At 42.6% G+C, this 16,330-nt stretch carries 18 protein-coding genes; 3 read left to right on the top strand and 15 right to left on the bottom strand.

The features are described 5' to 3' along the window. A partial coding sequence (locus U3A58_RS18540) for a hypothetical protein (protein WP_416377310.1) occupies positions 1–302 on the top strand: 302 nt, incomplete at its 5' end. A gap of 32 nt (positions 303–334) precedes the next feature. On the opposite strand, the gene U3A58_RS18535 is transcribed toward U3A58_RS18540, so the two are convergent. The 12 genes from U3A58_RS18535 to U3A58_RS18485 all read right to left on the bottom strand — a co-directional run bounded on the left by U3A58_RS18535 (position 335) and on the right by U3A58_RS18485 (position 9,735). Continuing rightward, positions 335–538 (bottom strand): hypothetical protein, encoded by a 204-nt coding sequence (locus tag U3A58_RS18535; protein ID WP_323825890.1) that lies wholly within the window; start codon positions 536–538, stop codon positions 335–337. Positions 539–623: 85 nt separating this feature from the next. Then, the gene (locus U3A58_RS18530) at positions 624–1,313 is read right to left on the bottom strand and encodes an HAD family hydrolase (RefSeq protein ID WP_323825889.1); all 690 of its coding nucleotides are present in this window, start codon (positions 1,311–1,313) and stop codon (positions 624–626) included. Between the two features lie 53 nt (positions 1,314–1,366). Then, a complete protein-coding gene (locus U3A58_RS18525) occupies positions 1,367–2,281 on the bottom strand; it encodes an alpha/beta hydrolase (protein ID WP_323825888.1) in 915 nt (304 codons plus the stop codon). Positions 2,282–2,291: 10 nt separating this feature from the next. After that, positions 2,292–2,633, bottom strand: coding sequence for an L-rhamnose mutarotase (locus U3A58_RS18520; RefSeq protein ID WP_323825887.1), 342 nt, complete (start codon positions 2,631–2,633; stop codon positions 2,292–2,294). 249 nt (positions 2,634–2,882) lie between these two features. Next, positions 2,883–4,190, bottom strand: a complete 1,308-nt coding sequence (gene fucP, locus U3A58_RS18515; RefSeq protein WP_323825886.1) for an L-fucose:H+ symporter permease — start codon at positions 4,188–4,190, stop codon at positions 2,883–2,885. Positions 4,191–4,197: 7 nt separating this feature from the next. Continuing rightward, the gene (locus U3A58_RS21940; RefSeq protein ID WP_465038364.1) at positions 4,198–4,533 is read right to left on the bottom strand and encodes an SDR family oxidoreductase; all 336 of its coding nucleotides are present in this window, start codon (positions 4,531–4,533) and stop codon (positions 4,198–4,200) included. Further along, positions 4,475–5,059 carry an SDR family NAD(P)-dependent oxidoreductase gene (locus U3A58_RS18510; protein ID WP_465038363.1) on the bottom strand — a complete coding sequence of 195 codons (585 nt, stop codon included), beginning with the start codon at positions 5,057–5,059 and terminating at the stop codon, positions 4,475–4,477. Before U3A58_RS18510 ends, U3A58_RS21940 begins: the two co-directional genes overlap by 59 nt. A 653-nt stretch (positions 5,060–5,712) precedes the next feature. Next, positions 5,713–6,540, bottom strand: coding sequence for an amidohydrolase family protein (locus U3A58_RS18505; RefSeq protein WP_323825885.1), 828 nt, complete (start codon positions 6,538–6,540; stop codon positions 5,713–5,715). After that, a complete protein-coding gene (locus U3A58_RS18500; protein ID WP_323825884.1) occupies positions 6,537–7,397 on the bottom strand; it encodes a fumarylacetoacetate hydrolase family protein in 861 nt (286 codons plus the stop codon). Before U3A58_RS18500 ends, U3A58_RS18505 begins: the two co-directional genes overlap by 4 nt. 190 nt (positions 7,398–7,587) lie before the next feature. Further along, positions 7,588–8,346 (bottom strand): SDR family NAD(P)-dependent oxidoreductase, encoded by a 759-nt coding sequence (locus U3A58_RS18495; RefSeq protein WP_323825883.1) that lies wholly within the window; start codon positions 8,344–8,346, stop codon positions 7,588–7,590. A 60-nt stretch (positions 8,347–8,406) separates the two neighbouring features. After that, positions 8,407–9,489, bottom strand: a complete 1,083-nt coding sequence (locus U3A58_RS18490) for a Gfo/Idh/MocA family protein (protein WP_323825882.1) — start codon at positions 9,487–9,489, stop codon at positions 8,407–8,409. 48 nt (positions 9,490–9,537) lie between these two features. After that, complete coding sequence (locus tag U3A58_RS18485) at positions 9,538–9,735, bottom strand: peptidylprolyl isomerase (RefSeq protein WP_323825881.1); 198 nt, start codon at positions 9,733–9,735, stop codon at positions 9,538–9,540. A 92-nt stretch (positions 9,736–9,827) separates the two neighbouring features. On the opposite strand from U3A58_RS18485, the gene U3A58_RS18480 reads away from it, so the two are divergent. Then, a complete protein-coding gene (locus U3A58_RS18480) occupies positions 9,828–11,048 on the top strand; it encodes a GAF domain-containing sensor histidine kinase (protein ID WP_323825880.1) in 1,221 nt (406 codons plus the stop codon). Here the strand turns inward: U3A58_RS18480 and U3A58_RS18475 are convergent. The 3 genes from U3A58_RS18475 to U3A58_RS18465 form a co-directional block, all read right to left on the bottom strand. Beyond that, positions 11,023–12,177, bottom strand: a complete 1,155-nt coding sequence (locus U3A58_RS18475; RefSeq protein WP_323825891.1) for a 1-acyl-sn-glycerol-3-phosphate acyltransferase — start codon at positions 12,175–12,177, stop codon at positions 11,023–11,025. The two genes, U3A58_RS18480 and U3A58_RS18475, sit on opposite strands and share 26 nt — an antisense overlap. 88 nt (positions 12,178–12,265) lie before the next feature. Beyond that, positions 12,266–13,111, bottom strand: a complete 846-nt coding sequence (locus U3A58_RS18470) for an alpha/beta hydrolase (protein WP_323825879.1) — start codon at positions 13,109–13,111, stop codon at positions 12,266–12,268. Between the two features lie 180 nt (positions 13,112–13,291). Beyond that, a complete protein-coding gene (locus tag U3A58_RS18465; protein WP_323825878.1) occupies positions 13,292–13,474 on the bottom strand; it encodes a hypothetical protein in 183 nt (60 codons plus the stop codon). Positions 13,475–13,894: 420 nt separating this feature from the next. Here U3A58_RS18465 and U3A58_RS18460 point away from each other — a divergent pair, with 420 nt between their 5' ends. Further along, complete coding sequence (locus U3A58_RS18460; RefSeq protein WP_323825877.1) at positions 13,895–16,309, top strand: ABC transporter permease; 2,415 nt, start codon at positions 13,895–13,897, stop codon at positions 16,307–16,309. Positions 16,310–16,330: the final 21 nt, after the last annotated feature.

The following is a 16,330-nucleotide window of genomic DNA, read 5'->3' as shown; positions in this document are numbered from 1 at the left end:
AGGAGACAGGAGACAGGAGACGGAAGACGGAAGACGGAAGACAGGAGACAGGAGACAGGAGACAGAAGACAGGAGACGGAAGACGGAAGACGGAAGACGGAAGACAGGAGACGGAAGACGGAAGACGGAAGACAGAAGACGGAAGACAGGAGACGGAAGACGGAAGACGGAAGACGGAAGACAGGAGACAGGAGACAGGAGACAGGAGACGGAAGACGGAAGACGGAAGACTTCGGTCACCTGACTTCGGTCTTCATTCCGCCAAAGCAGCGAAAAAAGGGTTCTGGCATCATTACGGATAATCAAGTAATTCTTACAAAATCCTCTTCAAAGATCATAGTTTTTCGTAGTGAACAACCTTTTCGATTTTCGAAGGATAAAAGCCATTTTTCCAATTATAATAGTTTTTCCTTAATCGGTAAACTTCTCCAAGTCTTTCTGAGCTTGTTTTATTGAGCCAAAAAATCACGTCTTTCCGATCTTCATCATCAGCTTTAATATGGTTTGCCACTACCGCTATTTTTCTTACTTTTTCCATTATCTCTAAAATGCGTATACACTTCTAAAATACAATAACTATACATCTTTAGCCAGTTATTTGAATTTAGTTAGTGCGATCAATCTTACATCCCTTTTATCATTTCCAGCACCTGAGTGATATTCTCAGCCTGATAAAAGTTATCATGTTCGACTGCATGCTCGATTCGTTCGTGCTCCCAGGTAATGTGAAAAGGAATATGGATGGCATATCCTCCAAGTTCCAGCACTGGAAGGACGTCTGATTTCAGGCTATTTCCCATCATCAGAAACTCCTCAGGGGCCACATCTAGATGTCGGATTAGCTTTGCGAAATCAGCTACCTTCTTTTCGCTCATGATCTCAATGTGATGGAAATAATGGTCTAAACCTGATTTCTTTAGTTTTTTTTCTTGATCCACCAGATCTCCCTTGGTGGCCATGACAAGACGATAATCATCATGCAGATCAGCTAAAACCTCCTCCACTCCCGGTAATAATTCTACTGGCTTTTCCATCATATCATATCCTATATCCAAGATTTTGTCAATGAATTTAACGGGTATTTTATGGTCAGAAATACGCAATGCAGTCTGGATCATTGATAGGATAAAACCTTTGATGCCATAGCCATAACGGCTCAGATTGTCTATTTCTGTTTGATAAACCTCTTTGATGACGCTGTGCCTAGGCATAAATGCTTCCATCAATCCCGCGAATTCCTCTTCCGCTTCACGGAAAAACGGTTCATTTATCCAAAGTGTATCGTCAGCATCAAAGGCTATTACTTTTATCATGAAATTTTAAAATTGAAAATTGGAGTGTGGAATGATTATGGTCGTCATTGCCACTACTTCAAATCTTCCAACCAATTCAACAACACTTCTCTCCAGCCATCTACCGGGCCTTTTCCCAATCCGAATCCGAAGCCATGGCCACCTTTAGGGTAGATATGCAAAGAAGCGGGCACCTGGTGCGCATGTAGGGCTTTGTAATAAAGAAAGCTGTTTTCTATAGGAACTCCGCTATCGTCTTGAGCATGAACTAGGAATGTTGGTGGTGTTTCATCAGTCACATTCAATTCACCCGAGAAGCGATCGATCAGATCTTGGCTGGCGTTTTCGCCGATAAGATTTTTTCTAGAACCCGAATGCGCACCCGCATCTCTAAATGAAATAACAGGATAGGCCAAAATTGAGAAATCAGGACGGGCAGAAAGTGCATCGATTGAATCTTTCGGTCTATCCACTTCGTGAGCATATTGCGTGCTGACAGTGGAGGCTAAGTGTCCGCCGGCAGAGAAACCCATTACTCCGATCTTCGCAGGGTCGATTTCCCATTCTTCAGCATGATGTCTGGCAAGGCGGACTGCACGCTGTGCATCAAGTAAGGGAACTTCCTTAGCATCTGTTAGGGATTTGGAATCAGGAAGACGGTATTTCACGACTATTCCCACGATACCTTGGGTATTTAGCCACTTGGCAAAGTCTCTTCCTTCCCAATCGTAAGCCAAAATATGATATCCTCCCCCAGGGAAGATCACGACTGCCTGGCCTGTGCGCATTTGTTTGCTGGGCAAGAAAACTTCGATCTGGGGAATCTGTACATTTTCTATCCGAATGATTCCCTCTTCAATGGCTTTTTCCTCCAATCCCATATCATTCTGAAGTGGAGGAGTGCCTTCCCAGAGTGGAAGGATGATTTCTTGAGCGTTGACGAGGATGCTTGTCATAAATAGGCTGAACACTAGAAGTGACTTTTTCATATGTGTTATTTTAGGCGTTGAATTCAAAAATTTTGTCCATTAGCTGCCAGCGCCAATTATCAGGTGTGCCGGGCAAGTTGGTTTGGTATTGTCCGAGAAAAGCTTCCCATTCCTGCACTTTCTCGTTGGCGTTATCTAAGGTAGCTTTCTTTTCGAAAGTAAAGTTTTCATCCCCAATCAGTATCATGCTCAGTCGGTGTCGCCAGCGAAAGATGCTCATTTGCAAAATTCCTGCTACCCGGATACTTTCTATGATTTCCGGAGCCACGGCTTTATGGCATTCCACATAGGCTTGAATCGCTTCCTTGTCGTCTTTCAGATCACAGATCAATACAAAGGTTTGGGTTTTCATAATTCTGTCTTAATCAAATAATTCAAAATCTGTAATCTCTTGTTCAAGTCTTATGACTTGGACACATTATAATGCAGTCTTCAGACTGCAAAAGTTGGGGTTTTTCTTTTAATTGGCAGTCTGAAGACTGCAATTGGACTCGGCACAAGCCTGCCTACCGGTCAGGCAGGTCGTGAGACTTGCGCCAAAATAAATAGATCATGAGACTTGCGCCAAAAGCAGCGTAGTAATCTTCCAATTTCCAATTCTTCAATTTTCCAATTGCTTAACCCTCAAACTGAACAACAACACCATCACGAAGCAGGCGAGAGGAAGAATAAAAGAGAAATTGACTTCAGGAACACCCAAAATCAAGGTGTCATCATATCCGACACCACCGATGTCCATGATCATTCCCTGAAGTGTAGGCATAATGGCACCACCCACGATTGCCATCACTAGGTATGCTGCGGCAAACTTTGAATCCTCACCTAAGCCATCCAGCGCTATTCCGTAAATCGTAGGGAACATCAGAGACATCGCGAAGGAAATCGCCACAAGAGAATAAAGTCCGTTCATCCCGGGTAGGAAAATTGCTCCCGTGGTGAATAAAATTGCAAGTACAGAAAAGATACTCAGCAACTTGGTAGGGGAAATGTAGCGTAGTAAAAAGGTGCAAATCCATCGGCCTACCAAGAAGATAACCAGTGCAGCATAACCGTAATTCACTGCCTCCGCATTGGAAATACCCAATACTTCCGAGTATTGATAAATGTAGGTCCACACCATGATTTGAGCTCCTACATAGAACATCTGCGCCAGCGTACCCTCTACAAAGTTTCTGTTTTTCAGCAGTCTTCCCATTGTGGCTTTGAATTCCACCTTACCGTTTTCTTTGCTTTCTGGCATTTTTACCATGGCAATGACTACAAGAATCCCGATAACTACTAGGCCAAGCATCACATAGGGATTTCTAATTACCATCAGATCAGCAGTTCGAATCACTGCTTTTGCCGATTCATCCAGCGAAGAGAAAATGATAGTTCCATTTGCATCGGTTGCATTTGATTGAAGTGCATTCAAGATAAATTGCTTGGCTACGAACAAACCAGCCAAAGCTCCCATAGGGTTAAAAGCCTGCGCTAAATTCAGTCTCTGAGTGGCTGTGGCTTCTGGCCCCATGGACAATATGTAGGGATTGGCAGTAGTCTCTAAAAAGGCCAGTCCAAATGTCAAAATATAAAGCGAGGCAAGGAAAAAGCCATAGCTTTCCCAAGCTGCTGCAGGGTAAAATAGTAAAGCCCCAAAACCGTAAAGGCCCAAACCGAGCAGAATTCCTGTTTTGTAAGAATACTTTTTGATGAAAAAAGCGGCGGGCAAGGCCATGGTGAAGTATCCACCATAAAAAGCCATTTGCACCCAAGAAGCTTGTGTGTTATTCAGTTCAAGGACTCGCTTGAATGCTGCCACCATGGGGTTGGTGATGTCATTTGCGAAGCCCCAGAGAGCAAATAGGGACGTGATAAGAATAAAGGGAATGATTAATTCCTTTGGGACTAATGCAGGTTTTTGGGTCATGGGTATGTTATAAAGCTCGGTCAAGATGGGTGTATCCGCCATCTACAAATAGATGCTGTCCGGTGATATGTGCGGCTTTGTTGGAAAGTAAGAAAATAGCCATAGCAGCAATCTCCTCAGGCGTAGTCATACGTTTTCCCATAGGGATTTTGGCGGTGATCTCGGCTAGTCTCTCTTCAGGATTTGGAAATGTGTTGATCCAGTTTTCGTATAGTGGGGTATAAACTTCTGCCGGGATGATGGCATTTACCGTGATTTGGTAGGGGAGAAGCTCTACTGCCCATTCACGGGTAAGGGAAAGTTGAGCACCTTTTGNTATAAACTTCTGCCGGGATGATGGCATTTACCGTGATTTGGTAGGGGAGAAGCTCTACTGCCCATTCACGGGTAAGGGAAAGTTGAGCACCTTTTGCAGCGGTGTAGCCTGAGGTGCCCCCTTGGCCAGTCACGGCCGTTTTGCTGGATATATTGATGATACTGCCTTTGGATTTTTTTAAATAAGGCAAAGCATAATGAGCCAAATGATAGTAATGATTCAGGTTTTTGGCTACGGATTTTTCAAATGCTTCCGGACTTCCGTTTTCCAATCCTACGCTGTCATTTGCTCCGGCATTGTTGACAAGGCCATCTATTCTCCCGTACTTTTCAAGGGTAAGTTTGACAGCTTTTTCTGAATCAGCAGCTTGGAAAAGCCGGATAGGAATCTGAAAAGCTTCGCCCAAAGCGAGGATTTCAGCTCCTTCTTTTTTGGAAGGATCAATCATCACCGGAATTGCACCTTCGGCAATCAAACCTCGGGAAATTGCACCACCGATACCTTTGGCTCCACCGGAAACCAGGATGACTTTATTGGTTAGGTTTAGGTTCATTTTTTAAGAGTTGTTTTTGTTCTATTGTTAACTCAGATATCTTCAGCATAATTTTGTCGCCAGTGGCGACACTTTTTGTGGGGAGCCAAAAAAAGTAGCTAACTGCCCCACTCAGAGAAGATTTTTCTTTTTACAATTTAGTAAAGCCCGAGGGGCAGAAATTATTATAGTAATAAGAAAAATTTTAATAGGCTAACCCTGAAAGGGTGTAATTATAGTTGTTCATTCTATCAATTCTGCGAATAATATCACCCCCTTGGGGTTGATGCTCACAAAAAATAACGAAATGCTATAATTCTGTCAGCCTTTCAAGCTTTAGTGTATATTTTCATATTTTTTATCCACGTTTAATAATATCACCTCAGGCTTTTTCAATTGAATTAGCGTAATATATTCGACCAGCTCAATTGTCGTGACAGTGGCACGACAATTTGATAATTAGGAAATCTTTCAGCAAACTGCATCATTCAACGTTTTTTTCTTATTCAAAGAAGAAGATAATTCTACATGTATATATTCGCTTTTCTGGCAATAAAGCAATAATAGGATTCGGAAAACACTTGCGTGAAGGCACTTCGGTCACCCGTCTTCGGTCTTCCGTCCAGTAAAGCAAAGAGAATAGAGCTCCTGGCATCATTGCGGACAATCACAATTTATACCACCCCGTAAAACTTCGCAGCCGTATTTCCCATGATCGCTTCTTTCTCCGTCTTGGAAAGTCTATCAGTAAATCGCTCAATGACTTCCAAAACCTGCTCGTACTCTCCGGCTATCTTGCATACTGGCCAATCACTTCCAAACATCAGCCGCTTTGGCCCAAATAACTCAAGGGCTACATCGAGATAAACTTGGAGCTCTGTTGCGGTCCACTTCTTCCAATCGGCCTCGGTGATCATTCCGGATATTTTGCAGAAGATATATTCCCGCTCAGCCAGCGGAGCCATCTCTTTTTTCCATTGTCTCCAAATACCCAATTTGATATTTGGCTTGGCAATATGGTCGATCACAAAGGGTTGCTCGGGAGCTTTTTTCACAAACTGTAAAGCGGCCTCCAGTTGATTGTGAAAAATCAGAATATCGTAAGTATAGCCACGCTTCCCTATTTTCTTAATGCCACGGATAAACTCCTTTCGGAGCATGTAATCCACATTTTTTGACTGCAGAATCTCCCGATAGCCTTTGAGCTTTTTTTGCGAAGCAAACTGATCCAAATCCTTATCCACATCATCGCTTCCTAAGTCTACCCAGCCCACTACAGCTTTGATCTGCTCGTGTTCTTCTGCCAAATCCAACAAAAAGGCAGTTTCTCTGAAACTCTCGTCAGCCTGCACCGCTACGCAACCGTCGATCTGGTGCTCGCTTAAAATAGGAATGAGGTCATCAGGAAGAAAATCTCGCTGGATCACCTTCATTTCGTTGGTGATCCAAGAGTGTTTTTCAGGATTGTATTTCCAAAAGTGCTGGTGGGAATCCAGTCTCATGCTTCAGGGTCGTTGATTGCTATTTGTTTAGATACGCCGAGTCCGTCGATACCCAGTTCTACCACATCGCCTTCTTTCAGGTAAGTAGGAGGGGTCAAACCAAGGCCAACACCAGCTGGAGTTCCAGTAGATATCACATCGCCCGGTAATAAAGTCATGTACTGACTCAGGTGCTCAATCAATTCTGGAATATCAAAAACCAAGTCTGAAGTATTGCTATCCTGAAGCATTTTGCCATTTAGTTTCAGCCAAAGTCTCAAGTTATGTGGATCTTCAATCTCAGTTTTGGTGACCAAAACTGGCCCAAGAGGAGCGAAGTTGTCGGCACTCTTTCCTTTCACCCACTGTCCTCCATGGTGCAATTGGAAATCACGCTCGGAGACATCATTGTGTACACAGTATCCAGCTACATAATCCATCGCGTTTTCTTTACTTACATATTTTGCGCGCTTGCCGATTACCACTGCCAATTCCACTTCCCAGTCAGTTTTCACAGAGTTCTTAGGGATCAAAATATTATCAAATGGTCCGCAAAGTGAAGAAGTGGCTTTCATGAAAATGATAGGAACTTCTGGTACAGCCATTCCAGATTCGATGGCGTGCTTACGGTAGTTAAGACCAATGCAGACGATTTTGGAAGGTCTGGCGATCGGGGAACCAAGTCTGGATCCAGCTGGAATTTCGTTCAAATTCTCCTGATTGGCATCCAGCCATTCTTCCAATCTGGCAAGTCCGTTGTTAGTGAAAAAGTCTTCGTTCCAATCTTCATTGAATCCTGAGCAGTCTAGGTATTTACCGCTTGCGTCCTGAATACCAGGTTGTTCTTTGCCGGCTGCGCCGAATCGTATTAATTTCATATTAGTATCAAGTAGTTAGTATCAAGTAGTTAGTATTAAGATGTTAGACTTAAGATGTTAGATTATAGAGAAAAGAGATTGGAGAATTGAGCCAAGAATCAAGATGTTTTGAGTTACTACTTAAAATGAACTAAATAACTGCATTGAGCTCGTAAATCCCAAATCGTAAATCGTCTATCTCAAATCAGCCTCACATTTTCAGCCCCAAGAATCCACCGTCAATAGGGATATTGGTTCCAGTCATAAAGCTTCCAGTGTCTGCACTCACGAAATAGGCGAGTTCAGCAATTTCAGAAGGAGAAGCCATTCTACCAATCGGCTGAGTGGCGGCTAGTTTTTCAAACATTTCCTTCTCCTGACCTGGATAGTTTTTGGCCAAAAAGCCATCTACAAATGGCGTGTGAACGCGTCCTGGTGACAAGCAATTGCAGCGGATGCCATCAGCAACATAATCCCGAGCCACACTTAAGGTCATGGACAGCGCAGCTCCTTTGGTCATGCTGTAGGCAAATCGATCAGGGATACCAATCGTAGCTGCCACCGATGCCATATTCAGAATTGAACCGCCACCATTTTCTTTAAGTTTTGGAAGGGCTGCTTTGATGCAGTTGAACATGCCTTTTACATTTACCTGAAAAACCCTATCAAAGTCTTCGGTGGAAGTAGTTTCCACTTTTCCTACATGGGAAACTCCAGCATTGTTTATTAGGGTATCGATTTTTCCAGGTATGGATTTTAATAACGATTCGATTACCTCTGGATCGGCTACGCTTCCACAAAGGAAAGTCACGTCCAAGCCTTTTTTCCGTTCATCTTCAGCTACTTTTTCTCCTATCTCAGGACTGATATCTATGAAGTAAACTTTTGATTTTTTGGCTGCAAAAAGCTGAACCATAGCGAGCCCGATTCCTGAGGCTCCGCCTGTAATAAGTACTGTTTTATTTTCCATAATTAAAGCAAAGTGGAAGGTAGCACCTGCATTTTTTAGTGCCAAAGAATTTTATATAGATTAAAGTTTAACTGTCTCACCGGTTTTTACAGATTCATCGCAGGCAAAAGCAATTTTAAGACTGTTCAGGGCATCTTCCAAGTGATTGTCCAGATTGAGGTTGTCTTGGATAGCTTTGAGAAAATAGCGCTGCTCACAGTTGCAAAGCTCTTGATGATCGGGTTCATCAGCCATGTCAATCCATTCGTCTGGCTTTGTAAACTTATTTTCCGAATCAATAGAAGCATGGTGAACACGAATGGATTCAGTTTTGGTATGTGAATCCACATGGTCAGATTGCCCACTGGCTCCAGCGTCTTTGGCCGTGATGGAAACTGCGCCTTTTGGTCCGAAAACATCCTTTACAAAAAAGGCAGTTTCACTAACCATAGGCCCCCAACCAGCTTCGTACCAGCCCACAGATCCATCTTCGAAGCGGATCTGAAGTTGGCCGTAATTGTAATTATCTGCAGCAATATCATCGGTCAGTCTAGCGCCGATAGCAGAAACTGAAACAGGTTTAGACCTAGTCATCTGGCACATCACGTCGATGTAATGCACGCCACAATCCACAATTGGGCTAAGGGATTTCATCAGATTTCTGTGCACATCCCACATGTAGCCCTGACTTTGCTGATTGAGATTCATGCGCATCACGAGCGGTTTGCCCAGCATTTCAGCTTCTTCGATAAATCGTATCCAAGAAGGATGATGTCTCAAAATATAACCTACCACAACTTTTTTCTCAACTTCTTTCGCTTTTGCTATAATCCGTTCGCAGCCAACTATCGTATCTGCAAGAGGCTTTTCAATGAAAATATGGCAACCTGCTTCAAGTGATTTCAGCGCAAATTCTTCATGAGTATCAGGATATGTAGAAATACAAACTGCATCAGGTTTGGACTGAGTCAGTGCCTCATCGAAATCTGAAAAAAGAGGAAAATTGCCTTGAAGTTGTTCGTTTAGTTTGATTTTGGAATCACCGCGTGAAACCAGCCCACAGATTTCGAATTCAGGGAAATTGTGGTAGGAGGTAGCATGTGCTTTTCCCATATTTCCGCAACCGACTACTAAAATCCGGATTGATTTTTCAGTGCTAGGCATGTTTTGGGGTTTTAGATTAAGTTGAATTATTTTAAGTTTGAGTTGTTGCTATAGTTGTATTGCCTTCTCTATAGGCAGTCTAATGATTTTCACCGAGAGGGTTACAACTTTGATGGGTTGGTTCTTGCTGTCTCGCTTTACACGGACGATTTGCTCAATTACATTCATACCATTGATCACCTGGCCAAAAACGGTGTAATCACCATCTAATCTGTGTAATCCTTCAGGAGTTCTCACTTGTGGCATAAAAGTTATTATTAAGAAAAGTAATTGCCATTTCGTTTGGATTGGGAATTGAAATAAAGATCTCCTATATCAAGAGAATTAAAAGTAATAAAATGAATCAAAAATCTTCTTTAAACGAGGATGAATTAGATAGGCTTTTGGCGCTCAGTAACCTTGGGGTTGACTACTACGATCCAAAGCATGGACTAAACCATCTTACAGAGCTAGCAGCCAAGATAGCAGGTACAGAAATCTCCTTTATCAATCTTATAGATTCCTTTACGCAGTGGAGTGTTTCCTCCTATGGATTTGAAATTGATCAGATGCCAAGAGAAGATTCCGTTTGTCAATATACCATTCATACGAATCCTGAAGAAGGGTTTGAAGTGGAAGACTTAAGCGCTGATGAGCGATTTAAAAATAAGTTCTATGTAAAAGGCGAGCCTAATCTCCGCTATTACATGGGGGTGCCGTTGACCTCACCTGAGGGTTACAATCTTGGGGCATTGTGTGTAATGGACAGTGGTTTGAAAAATCTCTCTGAGCATGTCAAGGAGAATTTGAAATTGATTGCCAAGCAGATTGTAGATCGGTTGCAAGTGAATAATCTAGTGGCAAATCTTATGGATAATGTCAAACAGTCCGAATTGACTCAAAAGAAATTGGCGCATGATATTCGGGGCCCAATAGGAGGGATAATTGGCCTATCGGATTTGATTCTGGATGAAGATGATCTCATTGAGCGCACAGAAATAGTAGAATATGCAGAAATGATCAGACAGAGCAGTATGTCATTGCTTGATTTGTCTAAATCTATTCTAACACAGGAATTTGATGGTAGTTCACATCTAATCCGCGATTTCAGTGAAGGTGATACCAATCTATACAAACTCAAAGAAGCTATGTTGAAGCTATTGGCACCCCAGTCAACAGTCAAAGACATAGGCTTGACTATAGAGCTCTGTGAAGACAATCAATTCGTGTCTTTTTCTAAAAAATATGTGTTGCAGATTTTGGGGAATTTGCTTTCCAACTCCATCAAATTCACCAATCCCGGAGGTGAAATTTCGGTACTCATGAATTTGAAACGTCTGGAGCTGGATTTGATTCTGGAGCTTTGTGTGGAAGATAACGGGATGGGTATGAGTGCCGCCAAAATAAAAGAGATCCAAGAAGAAGGGACTTCCACCAATATTGGAACTCACGGGGAAGTTGGATTTGGTCTGGGATTGAATCTAGTGAAACAACTAGTGAAACAGCAGGAAGGAAGTATGGAGATTAATTCGGAACTAGGAGTAGGCACTAAGTTTAGGATTGAGATGAAGGTGAATTAAAATCAGCGGCAGTTTTTTGGTTATTCACCGGGTTGGCATACATGGCCAAAAAGCTTTTGATCAGGAATTCGTTTTTAGTGTTGACCTTTTCATGCATTCGTTTTTCAAAGGTTTTTTTCTCGAATTCGGTATAAAAGTCCACATATTCCTTATCTCCATAGAGAAGGTCATGTGCGATGTAATTACTCGGCCAAAGTTTGTAGCCAGCCCATATTTTTTGGTCTATGCATTCGGCCAATTTGCTAAGCTTATCTGGCTGACTTAGCTCCATTTTCGAGATTTCCTTGATTTCTTTAGCTATAATACCATTCACCTGAAGATGGATACGTTTTTTAGTCCCCATTATTCCTCTGAGAAGATTTAGGAAGTCTTCATTTTCTCCTTTCACGTACTTTTCATCACGAGACCTGGCTAGCCATTCTGGCATCTTCAAGACGTCTGTAGGGTCGTATTCGTAGGAGATTGAGATTGGGACGACTTTGATTTTTTCAAAATAGCCAAAAGGATTAGCTCCTTCTTCTGCCAAGGTGAGCATTTTCAAGACTCCGCGATGAGTAGCATCATTTCCATCTTTAGTTCTTCCTTCACGCTGGGCAGTCCACACGGATCTGTTTTCGGTGAGTAGCGATTTTTTGATGTAGGCGGAAGCCATTTGCGAACTTTCCAGCAAAGCTCTTCCCTGAAGGCCTCGCTTGATAGCAAAGTTTCTATTTAGCTTGGAAAGCGTATGCAGGAAGGGCTTTTGGATCAAATTATCCCCAATGGCCGAAGTAGTAAGAACTAAACCATTTTCAAACAGACAGGAATTTAACAAAGAGGTATCTAAAATTATATCTCTATGGTTAGAGATGAACAGATAAGCGGTATTGGATTCCAGTTGCTCAAAACCACCAGTAGTCAATCCTTCAGAGCTTTTCTCCAAGACTTTTTGCACGCCTGGATAAATAAAGTTGACCTGAAAGTCTCTCAAAGAATGGGTATGCACCATCAGATCTTTCCAATGCTCCTTGGTATCTGTAGGAAATGTGAAACTCATCATTGCCTCCAGCATAGGGTCATCTACAATCTTGCGAATTGCAGTATTGGCTTCTGCGTCATAAAATGGCCTGATTGAATCAAATTGCGACATAATAATCTTTAGGGTGGTCTGCAAAAAGCAAATTTTAGCTTAGAATTCTAAGCTAATTTACATCTATCAAAATTAATAAACTTTAGAACTATCGAAGGAGGTGCTTATCTATGAAGAGCAAATGAAAGGGAAGTGCACTAGTCCAGTACTCCCAAGTATGTGCTCCCGGGCGCTCTGTATAGTCATGCGGAGTCCCGTTTTCAAGGAGCAGTTGATGCATTTGTCTGTTGGTTTCCAGTAAGAAATCGTCCACACCGCAATCCATAAGTAAGGCAATTTCATTCTCTTTCATGTTATCTGCCAACCCCACCACCGTATAGGTGCTAAAAGGAGCATCGTATTGCAGATCTATACCCAGCATTTCCTGCTGTTGACTTTGGCGTAGCTTTCTGAATTCGGCAGGAACTTTCCATAAGCGGGTGTCAATATTCATTACGCCACTCATACTGGTAGCCGAAATAAACAAATCAGGATGCTTTGCGCTGAGCATGATCGCTCCATGGCCACCCATTGAGAGACCTGTGATGGCTCTAGATTCTCTCTTGGCTATTGTATTGTAGGTTTTGTCGATGTGAGGAATAAGCTCAGCGGTGATGTAAGTTTCGTATTGCACGGAGTCCATCAGAGGACTATCGAAGTAATAACTGGACGGGCCAACTCCGGGAGTCACAATGATCAGCTCATATTGCTCAGCCATGCGATTGATAAGTCCGGGTTCAGTTACCTTTTGATGCCAGTCACTGAAAGCACCACTTCCACCATGAAGTAGATAGAGCGTAGCAAATTGCTTGCTTCCATCATAGCTGGAAGGCATCGTTACCGCTGCTTTCAGCGTTTTATTCATGGCCTTGCTGAATACTTCTATGGTATCGACTTTAGCTTGGGCAAAAAGCAAACCTGGAATAAAGAAGAATAGAATCAGGAATTTTTTCATGGGTAAGGGTGTGTTGGGAGTGATGAACTTACAAAATAGGAATTATAGTAAAGATTATCATGCGACATGTGATATAAGGCAAGCAGTTCGGGAAAACCTGCTACCCTAAAACAGGCAGTCTGGATGAGGTTTTTTTTTCAGTCGAACAGATTCTGGATATCCCGGTATTGGATCATCTGATCATGACCGTGTTAGGATACTATTCGTGTGCAGATGAAGGGGAGCTTTAGGGCTATTTTTTATTCTAACAATCCTTTGTTGATTGATCACTTTGCCTTGGTAGAACATGGAAATCACATAATCTCCCGGTTTCAGATGGGATGTGTTGATCTCATTTCCGCCTTTGTATTTTGAGATGTTCATTTTGAGCGGGCTGTCCAAACTTTGTATCGAGAGGTCAAAGTCAGAGAGCTATCGGTCGCGAACGACGAAAGAGTGCGGCAATCTCATTGTCGGGTATGCGGCATCGATTGGAAAGAACCGGGGCATCAATCAATGTCGATCGTTGTATGCTGATATCGAGGAGGTAAAACTATAGACAATAGTTTAGAATCTTGAACGAAAATCGCCCGAGAGCGAACAAAAATGTCCGAGCTATATAATTCCAATTTTTCAAATATGCCATTCGAGCAGAGAAAGGAGGTTTTTATATGGCATAAAAGTAGAAATGTCTTTATGTGACTTCCTTAAGGTCAAATTCAAGGCTTCGACAGGGACTTTAAATCAAACGGGTCCAAGTCGGGAGACTTTGAACCAGAAGTACAATAGACAACCGAAAACGCAATGCTGAAAAACTACTTCAAAATCGCTTATAGAAATCTTCTCAAAATGAAGGTGTATTCCTTTATCAATATCATTGGTCTGGGAATAGGAATGGCTTGCTGTGTACTCATTTTTATGTTTGTGCAGGATGAGCTTTCCTATGATAAGTACCATGAAAAAGGAGACAGGATATTTAGAGTAATTCACGGTGCGGCGCAGGAAGGAGTAGAACCTGATCTTTCCACTTTTTGGGTTTGGGGAAATGCGCCTATTGGTCCAGCCCTGCAGCTGGATTTTCCGGAGATTGAAAAAGTGGTTCAGTTTTCAGGAAGAGCGGATATCCTTTTTACCGTAGGCGAGGAGACGCAGCAAGAAGATGGCGTGTTTTTTATGGATTCCACTGTGTTTGATGTATTCAGCTGGGAGTTGCTGGAAGGAGACCCCAAGACTGCATTAGTAGCTCCGTTCAGTGTGGTCTTGACCGAGTCAACTGCCAGAAAATACTTTGGAGAGGTGAATGCAGTAGGAAAAACAATGAAGGGAAGTGAAGCCGCCGGAAGGTCAAATCCCGGTGATTATACAGTGACCGGAGTGATGAAAGATCTTCCTTCCAATTCTCATTTTAAGTTCAATACCTTATTATCCCTAAGCACTTTCAAACAGTCCAGACCTGGGATTTTTGATGCCTGGGGGTACGTGGATACTTACACTTATTTTTTGGTAAATGATCAGTTTGATAAAGCGAATTTTGAAGCAAGAATTCCGGCTTTTATTGAGCGAAGAAATGGTGATAATGGATACGGTTATACCATCGCAATCGAACCACTCAAAAATGTGTACTTGAGAACTGATGCCCTGCGTCAACCTGGTGATACCGGTTCCTTGACAAATATCTATGTATTCTCCATCATCGGACTGTTTATTCTGGCTATTGCGATGATCAACTTTATGAACCTCTCCACTGCCCGATCTATGGAGCGGGCGAAGGAAGTAGGTATTCGTAAATCTATCGGGGCAGATCGCCGAAGTTTGATATTTCAGTTTTTGGGAGAATCGCTAATTATCGTAGTATTGGCTGCCATAGTCGGTATTATATTGACGACTATCGCAATGCCTTTGATGAATGATATGACTGGAAAGGTGTTTGAAATCAGCCGTATAATCAACTGGCAGACAATCCCTGCTTTTCTTGTAATTATGCTTGCGATTGGTCTTTTGGCAGGTTCATACCCCGCCTTGGTTTTGTCGGGTTTCAAGCCGGTGATGATTCTCAAAGGAATAAATAAATCAAATGCCAGAGGAGTAAATCTCCGAAAGGGATTGGTGGTTTTCCAGTTCAGCTTATCTATTGCCCTGATCGCCGGGACAATAATTGTTTATAGTCAAATGAGTCACTTGCTGGATAAGGACATGGGCTTTGATAAGGAACACATGGTGGTATTGGATTACAATTATGATGAGCAGGTCAATAATGTCTCTTCGTCCTTGGAAAGCGAGTTGGAGAAAAATCCCAACATTCTTTCTGTAGCTTTTTCAAGAAGTGTTCCGGGAAGTCATTTTCCAAATGCCTATACAACTTTGGAAACTCTTGATGGGGAAATGGTCGGGCAGGCACAGCCAATATTTCAGATAGGATTGGATTTTATCGATCATTATGGCCTTGAGCTGTTAGCAGGAAGATCGTATTCCAGAGATTATCCCTCAGATTCTACGTCGGCTTTGGTCATCAATGAAGCTGCGGCTAGGCAGTATGGTTATTCTAATCCCGCGGATATAGTCGGGAAAAAGTTTGATCAGTGGGGCAGGGCTGGACAAGTGATTGGAGTGGTGAAGGACTTTAATTATATCTCTCTGCATAATACCGTGGAGCCGTTGACTTTGCCTTTTGAAGCCTATGCGAGTAGGTATATGAGTTTGAAAGTGAAAGGTGAAGACCTACCCGCTACGCTTGCTCAGGTGGAAGAAGTTTGGAAGCAGCTGGCTCCCCATAGGCCGTTTATCTATAGTTTTCTTGACGAGGATTTCAATAAGCAATACGAATCAGATTTCAGGTTCAGACAAATCTTTACCACCTTTTCGGTTTTAGCCATTTTGATCGCCTGCTTGGGATTATTAGGCTTGGCCACTTATACAGCCGAGCAGCGAACCAAGGAAATCGGAATCCGAAAAGTGCTGGGTGCCAACATTGGAAGCATTGTAGGGCTACTGTCCAAAGACTTTATCAAACTGGTTTTGATCGCGATTCTCGTAGCCACTCCGCTTGCATGGTATGTGATGAATAGATGGCTTGAAAGCTTTGCCTATCAGGTTCCTATACATTGGTGGATTTTCCTTGTGTCAGGTGTATTGGCGGTAATCGTAGCACTGGTGACGATCAGCTTCCAAGCAATCAAAGCGGCGATGATGAATCCGGTGAAGAGCTTGAAGAGTGAGTAGATGTGCCAAGTCCTACGAGTG

The organism is Algoriphagus persicinus, from assembly GCF_035156415.1.
Taxonomy (GTDB): Bacteria; Bacteroidota; Bacteroidia; order Cytophagales; family Cyclobacteriaceae; genus Algoriphagus; species Algoriphagus persicinus.
Note: the sequence above shows the minus strand (reverse complement) of the source record. Positions and strands in the feature narration are given on the sequence as shown.

Bases quoted from the DNA above. Each gene is read 5' to 3' on its own strand.
- U3A58_RS18535 (WP_323825890.1), bottom strand. From the start codon at position 538: ATGGAAAAAGTAAGAAAAATAGCGGTAGTGGCAAACCATATTAAAGCT.
- U3A58_RS18530 (WP_323825889.1), bottom strand. From the start codon at position 1,313: ATGATAAAAGTAATAGCCTTTGATGCTGACGATACACTTTGGATAAAT.
- U3A58_RS18525 (WP_323825888.1), bottom strand. From the start codon at position 2,281: ATGAAAAAGTCACTTCTAGTGTTCAGCCTATTTATGACAAGCATCCTC.
- U3A58_RS18520 (WP_323825887.1), bottom strand. From the start codon at position 2,633: ATGAAAACCCAAACCTTTGTATTGATCTGTGATCTGAAAGACGACAAG.
- fucP (WP_323825886.1), bottom strand. From the start codon at position 4,190: ATGACCCAAAAACCTGCATTAGTCCCAAAGGAATTAATCATTCCCTTT.
- U3A58_RS18505 (WP_323825885.1), bottom strand. From the start codon at position 6,540: ATGAGACTGGATTCCCACCAGCACTTTTGGAAATACAATCCTGAAAAA.
- U3A58_RS18500 (WP_323825884.1), bottom strand. From the start codon at position 7,397: ATGAAATTAATACGATTCGGCGCAGCCGGCAAAGAACAACCTGGTATT.
- U3A58_RS18495 (WP_323825883.1), bottom strand. From the start codon at position 8,346: ATGGAAAATAAAACAGTACTTATTACAGGCGGAGCCTCAGGAATCGGG.
- U3A58_RS18490 (WP_323825882.1), bottom strand. From the start codon at position 9,489: ATGCCTAGCACTGAAAAATCAATCCGGATTTTAGTAGTCGGTTGCGGA.
- U3A58_RS18485 (WP_323825881.1), bottom strand. From the start codon at position 9,735: ATGCCACAAGTGAGAACTCCTGAAGGATTACACAGATTAGATGGTGAT.
- U3A58_RS18480 (WP_323825880.1), top strand. From the start codon at position 9,828: ATGAATCAAAAATCTTCTTTAAACGAGGATGAATTAGATAGGCTTTTG.
- U3A58_RS18475 (WP_323825891.1), bottom strand. From the start codon at position 12,177: ATGTCGCAATTTGATTCAATCAGGCCATTTTATGACGCAGAAGCCAAT.
- U3A58_RS18470 (WP_323825879.1), bottom strand. From the start codon at position 13,111: ATGAAAAAATTCCTGATTCTATTCTTCTTTATTCCAGGTTTGCTTTTT.
- U3A58_RS18465 (WP_323825878.1), bottom strand. From the start codon at position 13,474: ATGAACATCTCAAAATACAAAGGCGGAAATGAGATCAACACATCCCAT.
- U3A58_RS18460 (WP_323825877.1), top strand. From the start codon at position 13,895: ATGCTGAAAAACTACTTCAAAATCGCTTATAGAAATCTTCTCAAAATG.